This window comes from Acinetobacter higginsii (assembly GCF_000369525.1).
Lineage (GTDB): Bacteria > Pseudomonadota > Gammaproteobacteria > Pseudomonadales > Moraxellaceae > Acinetobacter > Acinetobacter higginsii.
Genome location: NZ_KB850072.1, coordinates 361,628 through 373,949, shown reverse-complemented (window position 1 = coordinate 373,949; position 12,322 = coordinate 361,628). Strand labels below are relative to the sequence as shown.

The following is a 12,322-nucleotide window of genomic DNA, read 5'->3' as shown; positions in this document are numbered from 1 at the left end:
TTGAATAAATGATTAAACTCTTGCATTTACTTTACTTAAATGTCGTTCTGCGTAAAAATCTAACTCCCGATTAGCATAAGTTAGTTCCTATTGCAGCGATCATAGCGACATTACGGAATAGTTTTACTGAAAGGCAACTTGAACATACCTATCAGTTTGGAGAGTCACATGAAAAAATATCAATGTATCGTTTGTGGTTGGATTTACGACGAAGCAGAAGGTTGGCCACAAGACGGCATTGCAGCAGGGACCAAATGGGAAGATATCCCAGATGATTGGACTTGCCCAGATTGCGGCGTTTCAAAAGCTGATTTTGAAATGGTTGAAATCTAAATAGATCAAGAAGGCCGTGACAATGATCATGGTCTTTTTTTTGCTATCGTTTGTTTTTAAATAAGAAAATATTGGAGAATAGAATGCATCCTATCGTTATCATCGGATCGGGCATGGCAGGTTACACCGTAGCGCGAGAGTTTCGTAAACTAAGTCCTGAACAAGAACTGGTTATGATCTGTGCAGATGATGCGGTAAATTATGCAAAACCAACATTATCTAATGCCTTTGCAGGGAATAAAGCACCAGAACAAATTGCTTTAGGCGATGCGACAAAGATGGCAACCCAATTGAATATGCGCATTGATGCAGACACATGGGTGAAAGCAATCAATGCCGAAAACCATGAACTTACATTAGAAAAAAATGGGCAAACCATTACCCAACCTTATTCAAAATTAGTACTGGCTGTCGGTGCAAACCCTATCCGCTTAGCGATTGCCGGTGATGGCAGTGATGACATCCATGTTGTGAACTCATTGGTCGACTATCGTATCTTCCGTGAAAACCTTGCAAACCGTAAAGACAAACGCGTGGTTATTCTTGGTGCAGGTTTAATTGGCTGTGAATTTGCCAATGACTTATTGCATAGCCAATATGATGTTACTGTAATTGACTTAGCCCCTCAGCCACTCGGTCGTTTATTACCAAACCATGTCGCTGAAGCCTTTAAGGCCAACTTAGAACAAGCAGGCATTAAATTTGCACTCTCCACCACCGTGGAAAAAGTAACCAAGATTAATAATGGTGAAGACTACGAAGTCACCTTAGCCAATGGTAAAACACTGGTCGCTGATATTGTTCTTTCTGCAATTGGCTTACAACCGAATATCTCTTTAGCGAAAGCAGCAGACATTCAAACCAGTCGTGGCATTATTACCAACACGCTTTTGGAAACCAATCAAGCGGATATCTATGCCGTCGGTGACTGTGCAGAAGTGAATGGCACGTTATTGCCATATGTGATGCCAATTATGCAGCAAGCACGTGCTTTAGCAAAAACGCTCAGTGGTCAAAGCACAGCGGTACACTACCCTGCTATGCCTGTTGCAGTAAAAACACCCGCTGCGCCATTGACGGTTTTACCTGCACCGCTTAATGTGGATGTGAACTGGGAAACCGAAGAGTTTGATGATGGTATGCTTGCCAAAGCAGCTGATGGTGAAGGAACCTTAAGGGGTTTTGTACTGTTAGGTGCAACTGCGGGCAAACAACGTTTAACCCTCACCAAGCTGGTTCCAGACTTGATTCCAGCGCAAGTTTAAGGTTTAAATACGAGAGTTTGTTGAGAAAAGAATTTCCTTCAAACTCTCTAAGCAATAAGAAGAATTCAATTTGGAACGAAGATCATGAACAGTGCCCTCCAATTTAACGTGTCACCATATGCTTCTTTTATGCAGGAAACCAAAGTTACTTTGGGCAATGGCATTGAACTACATGTTGAAATGGGCGGAAATCCTGAGCATCCAACCATCTTATTGATCATGGGCCTAGGTGCACAAATGCTGTTTTGGCCTGATTTCTTCTGTAAAGCCTTAATCGATCAAGGTTTCCGTGTAGTTCGCTTTGATAATCGCGATATCGGTTTATCTTCTAAAATTCGTAATAAGGGCAAACGACTCAATACCATGAAACTGATGAGTCGTTTCATGTTTGGACTTCGCAATGAAGGTGCACCTTATACCTTATATGATATGGCCGATGATGTAGCAATGTTGATTGATCAACTTGGCATCGAGAAATCCTATATTATTGGTGCCTCAATGGGCGGAATGATTTCACAGATTGTTGCTGCGAAATATCCAGAAAAAGTAGAAAAAATAGGTTTGTTATTTACCAGTAATAATCAGCCGTTTTTACCTCCGCCTTTTCCAAAGCAGCTTTTTAGCTTATTGGGTAAACCTGAAGGGCATGATGAAGAAACAATTATTAATCATAGTTTAAATGTTTTCCGTATTATCGGTTCACCTGGTTATGTCAATCCAGTCGAATCAATTCAAACCATTCGCAAATTATATCGACGTAGTTTCTATCCAGCGGGTGTACTTCAACAATTTTTAGCAATATTATGTACAGGTTCTTTGTTACCATTGAACAAAACGATTACTCAGCCGACATTGGTTGTACACGGATCAAAAGATCGCCTGTTACCACCAAGTCACGGGAAAGCTGTTGCAAAAGCAATTTCGGGTGCTAAGTTTGAATTAATTCAAGGAATGGGGCATGATATTCCTGCACATTTCATTCCGCAACTTAGTGGTTTGTTTACTCACCACTTTAGATCATCACACTAGGACACTATGGCTGCATTACCCTCATTAAGACAGCTATCATATTTAGTTACGTTGTCAGAAACTTTACATTTTACTGAAGCAGCGCGTCGTTCCTTTGTTACCCAGTCAACATTGTCTGGTGGCATCATGGAATTGGAGCGTTTATTAGGTGGGGTCTTAGTTGAGCGTGATCGTCAAAACGTCCGTTTAACCCCATTAGGTGAGCAAGTGGTGGCGCGAGCGCGAGTGTTGCTTGCCGATGCCCAAGACCTGATGCGTTTAAGCCGAGAGATGAGTGAACCATTAACAGGTGATTTACATCTCGGTATTATTCCAACCATTGCACCTTTTATTCTGACTCAACTCTTAGATGAAGTTCATCAGCAATTGCCAAAAATCCAGCTACACTTACATGAAGCACAAAGTGAGAAGATTGTAGAGAAGTTGGAACATGGTAATTTAGACATGATTGTACTTGCACTTCCGTTTGATACGCGCAGTTTAAAAGTTGCTGAAATTGCCAAAGAACACTTATTCCTTGTGTATAACAAGAAAGATACCAATGCAGCCAATGCAAATTCTCTCGATGATTTGGATCTATCTCGTTTAATGCTGCTTGAGGAAGGTCATTGCTTACGCGACCATGCTTTAAGTGCCTGCCCTGTTGGTGAGCGCAAAAATGATCATCGCTTAAAAGCAAGTTCATTACCAACGCTGGTTGAAATGGTATCGTCTGATTTAGGCTTTACTCTTTTACCTGAGATCGCGCTTAAAAACAGTATGATTCATTTCAATCAAGATATTGATGTGAAAGCGATTGAAGCTGCACCAAGCCGTACATTGGCTTTAGTGACCCGTAAAAGCACACCATTACAAAGTGAGTTTGATGTGATCTTGCAGATTCTGCAAAAAATCACGGCTCATTTATCGTAATAAAAAAAGCCTGTAATTCAGATCGAATTACAGGCTTTTCAATACAATTAAAATAATTATTAAATATCCAATAAATTCACTTGTTCAACTTGTACATCACTCATACGTAGACCTTGATCAAGTAATTCATCGAAATATGATTCCACCACTTTGGCTTGATCAGCCGTATTTTCAACTTTATACATATTCTGACGGAACTCGTTACTTGAGCGTAAGCCTTTGGTATACCAAGCAATATGCTTACGGGCAATACGACAGCCTGAGTATTCACCATAGAAATCATACAGCTCAGCCAGATGCCCCAATAATACTGCTTTGACTTCTGCAATATCAGGCGCAGCAAGATGCTCACCTGTTTTTAAGTAATGAGCAATTTCTCTGAATATCCAAGGTCGGCCTTGGGCTGCACGCCCAATCATAATGGCATCTGCACCCGTATAATCCAGTACATATTTGGCTTTTTCGGGACTATCAATATCACCGTTGGCAATCAATGGGATATCAATCAATTCTTTAACCTGCTTAATCAGCTCATAACGTGCAGTATTCAAATACATATCTTCACGGGTACGACCATGCAAGGCTAAGGCTGCAATTCCAGATTCTTCAGCACGTTTGGCCACACGTAAAATATTTTCATGGCCATTTAAAAAACCTAATCGGGTTTTTAAAGTGACTGGTACATCCACTGCAGAAACTACGGCATCGAGAATACGCGCAACGAGATCTTCGTCTTGTAATAAAGCCGAACCTGCAAGTTTGTTACATACTTTCTTAGCTGGGCAACCCATATTGATATCAACAATCTGCGCACCATTCGCCACTTGATAACGTGCTGCTTCAGCCAGTTGCTCTGGATCCGAACCTGCGATTTGTGCAGAGATTGGTGCAAGCTCACCATCAAAATTAGCCCGATAAAGACTCTTTTTACTCATACGTAGTGTCTTGTCTGCAGTCATCATTTCACTGACCGCATGCCCTGCACCAAAGTATTTGCACAGCGTTCTAAAAGGACGGTCCGTAACGCCAGCCATCGGAGCAACGATCAAATTATTTGACAGTTGATATGAACCAATATACATATATTTTCTTACAATTTCTGATCAACATAGTATACTTCATTCGCCCGTTCGGCTCATCTTTTTGTGCGGTGTTGTCTTCATTATGAACCAATCGTTTTCGACTCGTCCTCTATTCAAAACATTTAGCCTCTTGGCAATCAGCATAAGCTTAGTGGCTTGTGGTGATAATGCTTGGTGGTCAAATAATAAAGAACCCGAAATGAAGGCAGAACAAATTACCAAAGTACTGCCACCGCGTGTGAATGATCGCCAGTCTTGGTCGCAAGATATCTTCGATATCATGCAACAACTTAGTATTCCTAAAACCAAGCAAAATGTATGCAGCATTGTGGCCGTAGTCGATCAGGAATCTAACTTTGTCGCTGACCCTGCTGTACCAGGCTTAGGCGAGAAAGCAGTTCAGGAAATCAATACGCGCCTCAAAGAGAAGTTTGAAGCGAAACTAGGTGAAACCATTGGCGGCACTGTGGCAGGTTATTTTGAGGATGTGCTCAAAAACCAACCTTCACCAGAAAATAACTATATGAGCCAAATGCGCAAAGTCAGAACTGAGCGTGAACTCGATTTGCTTTATCGTGAAATTTTTGACTATATGTCGAAGCATTATCATGTCAGTGCCCTAACAGGCGCAGCGAAATTGGTTGGACAAGATATTGGCGAAAAAATGAACCCGATCACGACACTGGGTTCTATGCAAGTGCATATTAATTATGCCAAAGAACATAAACGTCAAAGCGGAAATATTGCTGAACTACGTAATGATCTCTATACCCAATACGGTGGCCTATATTATGGTATCCATCGTTTGATGGAATATTCTGCCGATTATGACAAAGCCATCTATCGTTTTGCCGATTACAACTCAGGCATGTATTCAAGCCGCAATGCAGCTTTTCAAAAGATGCTTGAAGTCATACAAGGTAAAGACCTTGATTTAGATGGTGACCTGTTACTTTATAATAAAGATGGGAATGTACAATCTGTACTGAGCCAATCTGAAAAAGAAGTGATCTCAGCGTTTACCAACAATAAAATTCTGGTTACTCCGCGTCAAATTCGTGCGGATTTAAAGAAAGAAAAAGAGAAGAAGTTCGAAGATACACAAACTTATTTAGCCGTTCAAAAGTTGTATCAAAGTAAAACCAATAAAGAACCTATTTATGCAATTATGCCTGAAGTCGTTATTTCGGGCCCTAAACTGAGCCGTGACTACAATACCAATTGGTTTGCCAGTCGAGTTAATGGACGATATGAAACATGCATGCAAAGAGCGAAACGCATAAAACTCTAAATCTTGCTTTATTTGATTTCGATGGAACACTCTATCCAAGAGACAGTTTCACAGGGTTTATTTTCTTTGCACTATCAAAACGCCATATTGTCAAAAGAGGCTTGAAAATCCTGCCATGGATTCAAGCCTATTATTTACGCCTCTACCCTGCGCATGCCATGCGACCACGTTTATTCCAGAGTATGTTTAAAGACATTTCTGTAGATGTGGTTGAGCAACTTGCTCACGAATATGCACAGAAACTCACTAAAAAATTAGATCCCGATTTATTCCAGCAGCTTCAACTACATCAGCAACGTGGTGATCACATTGTTCTAGTATCAGCATCGATTGATCTTTATTTGGCTCCAATTTGTGAAGTTCTCAATATTGAATTACTGTGCACCCAAACTGAAACTAAAGATGGACGTTTAACGGGTCGCTACAGTTCAGAAGATTGCAGTTGTGAGCAAAAGAAATTGCGCATTTTACAAAGCTACAATTTAGCAAATTATCAAACGATTTATGCCTATGGCAATAGTGAAGAAGATCTAGAAATGCTCTCTTTAGCAGACCATCCTTATATGATGGGAGTAGAGCAAGCTCTTCCCTCCTTAGAGCTGAAACAATTGAACCAAGCAGACATAAAAAAGCCCGCTTAATGCGAGCTTTTTTATTTTTAAACAATTTAGTAGATTGCCATATGATCACGATGGATCATTTCTAGCGATCGTGCTTCACCTAAAACCTGATAGACTTTTTCTGATGATAAACCTTTAATCATTTCGGCAGAACGTGAACTAAAATTCACACGACCTACTGCGACACGACCACCGTTTTTATCAACACATTCAACTACATCACCACGATCAAAATGTCCTTCAATCGCTCTGACTCCGACAGGCAATAAACTACGATGTTTGAGCTTAATCGCTTCAACAGCACCATCGTCAATCACTAAACGACCCGCAGTTTGTAAATGCGCTGCCAACCATTGCTGATGTGCTGTCACACGATCATTGTCAGTGGTAAATAAGGTACCCAACATCTCACCCGCCATTAGGCGAGCCAGCACATTTTCGCTTTCCCCACTGGCAATCAAGGTAGGACAACCCGACTTTGCCGCTAGACGCGCAGCGCGAACCTTGGTGACCATACCACCACGACCAAGTACACCACCGCCACCCGCCATTTCAAACAAACGATCATCGAGTGCTCGAACAGCAGAGAACAATTTTGCATTTGGATTGCTACGTGGATCTGAATCAAACATACCTTGTTGATCCGTTAAGATAATCAACAATTCTGCCTGTACCTGACCCGCAACCATCGCTGCCAAAGTATCGTTATCACCAAACCGAATTTCATCAGTAGAGACGGTGTCATTTTCGTTAATGACTGGAATGACATGCCAATCAATCAAGTTCTGCAAAGCATCACAAGAGTTGAGATAACGACGACGATCAGCGAGATCATCATGCGTGAGTAACACTTGTGCAGTTTGGATACCATGTTGATCCAGTACGCTTGACCATGTATGGATTAAACCCATTTGGCCAATAGCAGCACAAGCTTGTAGACTGGGTAGATCAGTGGGTCGACTCGCAAGTTTCATGCGTACCATCCCTTCTGCAACTGCACCTGAGGACACAAGAATAATCTCATGTCCAGCATTGTGTAGATCTGCAATTTGTTTCGCCCAGTGCGAAATTGCATTTAAATCTAGACCTTGCCCATTTGCAGTGAGTAAAGATGATCCGATTTTAACAACGATTCGTTTACACGCATTGAGCTGACGTTGCCCATCGACCACTTCTATCATTTTTCCCTCGGTTTACTAGTCACGAATGTAGACGCTTTCTACATCGCCTTCGTCTTCATCGTCATCAAAGTCTTCATCATCGTCCAAACCAGCTTCACGCTGTGCTTTACGCATGGCACGATATGCTTCTTTCGCTGCGATGGTTTGTTCACGTGTCTCAGCTTCAAGCTGCTCACGGAATGCTTTCACTTCTGCTGCATACTCAGGATCTTCAACTTCGCGCTCACGTTGTTGTTCGATTTGATCCATTAAGTAATACACAACTTCTTTGGTTCCTTCCGACATAAGACCAGAAGTTTTAAATACAGGACCTTTCCACTGCAATTCATCGAGAATGTGCTGACACCATTCTTCTCTTGATTCTTCTGCAATTTGATCCAGTTTATTTAACACCAAGACCACTGGCAGTTTTGCCAATGTCGGAGAGAATTTTTCTAACTCACCTAAAATCGCTCTTGCATTATGAGCTGGATCAGAACCATCAATTGGCTGAACATCAACAATATGCAAAAGAATACGCGTACGCGCCAAATGCTTAAGGAAACGAATTCCTAGACCAGCACCTTCAGCAGCCCCTTCGATTAATCCTGGAATATCTGCCATCACAAATGAACGATGACGATCCGCATCAACCACACCGAGGTTTGGTACCATCGTGGTAAACGGATAATCTGCAACTTTTGGTTTTGCTGCGCTGACTGCACGAATGAACGTTGACTTACCTGCATTTGGCATACCGAGTAAGCCAACATCTGCAAGTACTTTCAACTCTAAACGCACTTCACGATATTCACCTTTGATCCCGTGCGTACACTTACGTGGTGAACGGTTAGTCGATGATTTAAAGTGAGTATTACCTAAACCACCATCACCACCATGGGCAACTTTTACACGCTGACCATCAGCGACCAAGTCACCAATAATGTCACCAGATTCAGTATCTACAATGGTTGTACCGACTGGCACTTTCAAAATAACGTCTTCGCCGCCACGACCAGAACAGTTCGCACCCGAACCATTTTTACCACGCTCTGCACGATAGCGACGCGTATAACGGTAATCTACCAATGTGCTGGTATCATCATCAGCTTGAATATATACACTTCCGCCACGTCCCCCATCACCGCCATCTGGGCCACCAAAAGGGACAAATTTTTCACGGCGAAAACTGGCTACGCCATTGCCACCGTCGCCAGCCTCTACGGTAATGACTGCTTCATCAACAAAGCGCATGTGCCAATCCTCAAATTCTTAAAAGCGGACTATTTTGCCACATTTTAAGAAAATTCTCGAATAGAAAAATCAGCAAATTGATTTTTTTAAATTTATTATTCGTTCAATATTCAATTTCATTATCCAAGTCAACGAACTATAGAGATTTTTTAGCTAATTATGGTCTCACATTCTTCAAAGGCAGTTCCATTTGCATATCTAAATTGGCTTTGGTCTGTTGCACCGAGTTATACATGATTGCATCAAAGGAAGAAATCTTACTCATATTAATTGCATCATTCATATAAAAGCTCGGTTTAAATTGATGCTTCACCGGCAAATCTACAGTTTCATCAAAAGCAAAATATACAGGTCCATCAAAAACAATTTTCACAGGAACGGTATAAGTACGTTTCAATTGAAATGGGATATCCAAATTTACTGGAATATTCAAACTCAAAGGAAACTTGGGCAATAATTTATTCTGATAGATCAAATCGGTACTGGTTTCAATCGGTACGACTTCATCTACTTTCAGCGTGGTTTCATAGTTGATATCAACCGTAATCGGTGTTTCGACTTCAAAACTTAAATCAGCCAAATATTTGCCTTTTAAAGGCAATTGTAGAGTCCGATCAATGTCCAATACCGTATTGAGTTGACCTTCCGACTTCACTCTTAGGTGATCACCTACTTGGATCTTGGTGCCCAAGGATTCAGGCAAACGAATATCTGCCTGTTGCGCAGAAACAATCAAAGATGCCTGAATATTTAAATAAAACCAAAATAGGATCGCCACCAAAGTCGTGACAATCACAAAGCTAATCAGCAGGCTTTTCAGTGTTTTGGGCATCTCCATTACTCACCTGCTTTTATATCGTGTTGAGCTGCTTGTACTTCGACAGGCTGAGCTTTGACACGATCCAAATACATCGTGGATAACGGAATCTTTAATTCACCCTGTGCAATTTTGACAGGTAAGGTATTTTTAACATCGACAGTAGCATTAAGCTCAGAAGTGATCGGTACATTCAAATTGCCTTGAATTGGAATGTTCGCATTCAGCTGTGCTTTCAAAGGAATATGCAAATTTTCCTTAAGTTCAGTACGAACGGGCGCATCAAACTTCAAATGTACTTTTTGCTGTAGCGGTACTTGAATATCAATCGGCACATCCAGTTGTAAAGGAATTGAACCTTTCAATGGTAAGGTGACGTCCTTACCTAAAATTTTAACCTGTACCTTGGTATCAATCGGTAGGCTTTGATTAACCTTAATCGTTTCCTTTACAGGAATCGTGGTACTGATTGGAACTAAATTATCAAAATAAACCCGTGGCGTCAGGGTTTGAGTCAGAGGAACATTCAGCTGTTCATTAATTGGAATCTTGGCATCGACACGACCATTCACATCCACATTGAGCGCATCTTTAACCTTCACACGAACCTGCAAAGGCTCTTGTAAGTCGATGGCGACATCTTGATTCTTTAATGGAATATAAATATTAAAATGCTTAAATACCCACATCGCGATATACACACCACACAAGTTGGCAACCACAATTAAAGCAAATACCACTAATAAACGTCTGAACTGCAACAATGAACGATTCCTTATTAATTATTTCCCTTTTCCATTATTCTCATCGATTTTTATGTTTTATTCAGCATATATTCTGTACAGTCAATAAAAAAGCCCAGTTTATTAACTGGGCTTTTTATCATTCTGCAAACAAATTATGCATTTGTTTCAGCAGGGATTTTTGTATAGCTTACGCCACACATTTGTTCAGCGATACGTAATACTTGGCAGCTATAACCCACTTCGTTATCGTACCAAACATAAGCAGTTAAACGTGTGCCTGAAGCAATTGTTGCTTGCGCATCAAATACACCAGCTGTACGTGAACCAATAAAGTCACTTGATACAACTTCAGTTGAGTTGGTATAACCAATTTGACCTTGTAAACTAGAGTTGATTGAGATTTGACGAATGTATTCGTTCACTTCTTCACGATCAACTTCTTTCTCTAAGTTAAGGTTCAAGATTGCAAGAGATACGTTTGGTGTTGGTACGCGTACAGAGTTACCTGTCAACTTACCTTTAAGACCTGGTAACGCTTTTGCAACTGCTTTTGCAGCACCAGTTTCAGTAATGACCATGTTCAATGTTGCGGCACGGCCACGACGGTCAGCTTTATGATAGTTATCAATTAAGTTTTGGTCGTTTGTGAACGAGTGAACTGTTTCAACATGACCATTCAATACTTTGTATTTGTCATCTAAAACTTTTAATACAGGTGTAATTGCGTTAGTTGTACAGCTTGCAGCAGAGATGATTTTGTCTTCATCTAAGATGTCAGAGTTGTTCACACCAAATACAACGTTCTTCATCTCACCTTTACTTGGTGCAGTTAATACCACACGTGCAACACCTGCACATTTCAAGTGTTGGCTCAGGCCTTCAGCATCACGCCACTTACCTGTGTTGTCGATAAGAAGTGCATTTTCAATACCGTAAGCAGTGTAATCCACTTCGCTTGGGCTTGATGCATAGATCACTTTAATGAATTGACCATTTGCAATGATTGCTTCGTTTTCTTCATCTACAGAAATCGTACCGTCAAAAGTACCGTGAATAGAGTCACGACGTAATAGAGAAGCACGTTTCGCCAAGTCACCATCAGATGATTTACGAACAACAATTGCTTTAAGGCTTAAACCACGACCCAAACCAGATTGGCTGATGATTAAACGTGCTAGGATACGGCCGATACGACCAAAACCATAAAGAACAACATCTTTAGGCGCAGCAGCAGTCACGTTACCTTGGATTGGAGCAACCGCTTGAGCAACGAAAGCATCAACATCGCCACCTTGGTTTTTATATTCAACAGCGAGTTTACCGATATCAACTTCAGCTGAACCGATGTTCTCAACTTTCATTAACGCTTCCAAAATTGGGAAGGTATTTACAACAGAAAGTTCAACATCAAGCATACGTGTACGGCGATGCGTTTTTAAAATTTGAATAACTGAACGGTTAATTAAAGAACGGCCGTAAACAGAAACAACAATATTTTTCTCACGGTACAATTGACCAATTAAAGTAATCATACGTTCCGCGATTTCTTCACGGTTTTTCCAACGACCTTGGTGTTCTGCGTGTAGGGCAATGATAGTGTCTTTGCTCACTGATACGTCCTCTAATTTATATATACTGGGCGTGAATTTTTAAAACGCCATAATTGTAATAGAATTATCATCAAGATTGAATCAAAAGCTGCTAAACGAGCTAAGATTTTGTCCTAATTGACTATAAATTCATAAAATACCTATAATTATTTTTGTGAATTTTGGTAGAAATCCATTTTCATCATCAAAATAGCTGCAACTTA

General features: G+C 40.8%; 12 protein-coding genes. 6 read left to right on the top strand and 6 right to left on the bottom strand.

What is annotated here, in order from left to right; translation table 11 throughout:
- Positions 1 to 168: 168 nt before the first annotated feature.
- From rubA to oxyR, 4 genes are all read left to right on the top strand, one after another.
- Positions 169 to 333: a rubredoxin RubA gene (gene rubA, locus F902_RS07765; protein ID WP_004678010.1), complete on the top strand. Its 165-nt coding sequence runs from the start codon at positions 169 to 171 to the stop codon at positions 331 to 333.
- 83 nt (positions 334 to 416) lie between these two features.
- A complete protein-coding gene (gene rubB, locus F902_RS07760; RefSeq protein ID WP_005202468.1) occupies positions 417 to 1,598 on the top strand; it encodes a rubredoxin reductase RubB in 1,182 nt (393 codons plus the stop codon).
- 84 nt (positions 1,599 to 1,682) lie between these two features.
- Entirely contained in the window at positions 1,683 to 2,627 is a 945-nt protein-coding gene (estB, locus tag F902_RS07755) for an esterase EstB (protein ID WP_005202467.1), read from the top strand.
- Positions 2,628 to 2,633: 6 nt separating this feature from the next.
- Positions 2,634 to 3,539: a LysR family transcriptional regulator OxyR gene (oxyR, locus tag F902_RS07750; RefSeq protein WP_005202466.1), complete on the top strand. Its 906-nt coding sequence runs from the start codon at positions 2,634 to 2,636 to the stop codon at positions 3,537 to 3,539.
- Positions 3,540 to 3,598: 59 nt separating this feature from the next.
- Here the strand turns inward: oxyR and dusB are convergent, their stop codons facing one another.
- On the bottom strand, positions 3,599 to 4,621 hold the full coding sequence (gene dusB / locus F902_RS07745) for a tRNA dihydrouridine synthase DusB (protein WP_005202464.1): 1,023 nt from the start codon (positions 4,619 to 4,621) through the stop codon (positions 3,599 to 3,601).
- 82 nt (positions 4,622 to 4,703) lie between these two features.
- On the opposite strand from dusB, the gene F902_RS07740 reads away from it, so the two are divergent.
- Together F902_RS07740 and F902_RS07735 are read left to right on the top strand one after the other, a co-directional pair.
- Entirely contained in the window at positions 4,704 to 5,912 is a 1,209-nt protein-coding gene (locus tag F902_RS07740; protein ID WP_005202462.1) for a DUF1615 family protein, read from the top strand.
- Positions 5,879 to 6,553: an HAD-IB family hydrolase gene (locus F902_RS07735; RefSeq protein ID WP_005202460.1), complete on the top strand. Its 675-nt coding sequence runs from the start codon at positions 5,879 to 5,881 to the stop codon at positions 6,551 to 6,553. The genes F902_RS07740 and F902_RS07735 overlap by 34 nt, the downstream gene beginning before the upstream one ends.
- 26 nt (positions 6,554 to 6,579) lie before the next feature.
- Here the strand turns inward: F902_RS07735 and proB are convergent, their stop codons facing one another.
- The 5 genes from proB to F902_RS07710 form a co-directional block, all read right to left on the bottom strand.
- Positions 6,580 to 7,713 (bottom strand): glutamate 5-kinase, encoded by a 1,134-nt coding sequence (proB, locus tag F902_RS07730; protein ID WP_005202457.1) that lies wholly within the window; start codon positions 7,711 to 7,713, stop codon positions 6,580 to 6,582.
- Between the two features lie 15 nt (positions 7,714 to 7,728).
- Positions 7,729 to 8,946, bottom strand: coding sequence for an Obg family GTPase CgtA (gene cgtA / locus F902_RS07725; RefSeq protein ID WP_005202455.1), 1,218 nt, complete (start codon positions 8,944 to 8,946; stop codon positions 7,729 to 7,731).
- A gap of 157 nt (positions 8,947 to 9,103) precedes the next feature.
- Positions 9,104 to 9,784 (bottom strand): hypothetical protein, encoded by a 681-nt coding sequence (locus tag F902_RS07720; protein ID WP_005202453.1) that lies wholly within the window; start codon positions 9,782 to 9,784, stop codon positions 9,104 to 9,106.
- Complete coding sequence (locus F902_RS07715; RefSeq protein WP_005202451.1) at positions 9,784 to 10,527, bottom strand: hypothetical protein; 744 nt, start codon at positions 10,525 to 10,527, stop codon at positions 9,784 to 9,786. The genes F902_RS07720 and F902_RS07715 overlap by 1 nt, the downstream gene beginning before the upstream one ends.
- Positions 10,528 to 10,661: 134 nt before the next feature.
- Positions 10,662 to 12,119, bottom strand: a complete 1,458-nt coding sequence (locus F902_RS07710) for a glyceraldehyde-3-phosphate dehydrogenase (RefSeq protein ID WP_004808502.1) — start codon at positions 12,117 to 12,119, stop codon at positions 10,662 to 10,664.
- Between the last annotated feature and the right edge of the window lie 203 nt (positions 12,120 to 12,322).

What these genes read in the sequence shown, in the direction of transcription:
- rubA (WP_004678010.1), top strand. Translation starts at nt 169, where the DNA reads ATGAAAAAATATCAATGTATCGTTTGTGGTTGGATTTACGACGAAGCA.
- rubB (WP_005202468.1), top strand. Translation starts at nt 417, where the DNA reads ATGCATCCTATCGTTATCATCGGATCGGGCATGGCAGGTTACACCGTA.
- estB (WP_005202467.1), top strand. Translation starts at nt 1,683, where the DNA reads ATGAACAGTGCCCTCCAATTTAACGTGTCACCATATGCTTCTTTTATG.
- oxyR (WP_005202466.1), top strand. Translation starts at nt 2,634, where the DNA reads ATGGCTGCATTACCCTCATTAAGACAGCTATCATATTTAGTTACGTTG.
- dusB (WP_005202464.1), bottom strand. Translation starts at nt 4,621, where the DNA reads ATGTATATTGGTTCATATCAACTGTCAAATAATTTGATCGTTGCTCCG.
- F902_RS07740 (WP_005202462.1), top strand. Translation starts at nt 4,704, where the DNA reads ATGAACCAATCGTTTTCGACTCGTCCTCTATTCAAAACATTTAGCCTC.
- F902_RS07735 (WP_005202460.1), top strand. Translation starts at nt 5,879, where the DNA reads ATGCATGCAAAGAGCGAAACGCATAAAACTCTAAATCTTGCTTTATTT.
- proB (WP_005202457.1), bottom strand. Translation starts at nt 7,713, where the DNA reads ATGATAGAAGTGGTCGATGGGCAACGTCAGCTCAATGCGTGTAAACGA.
- cgtA (WP_005202455.1), bottom strand. Translation starts at nt 8,946, where the DNA reads ATGCGCTTTGTTGATGAAGCAGTCATTACCGTAGAGGCTGGCGACGGT.
- F902_RS07720 (WP_005202453.1), bottom strand. Translation starts at nt 9,784, where the DNA reads ATGGAGATGCCCAAAACACTGAAAAGCCTGCTGATTAGCTTTGTGATT.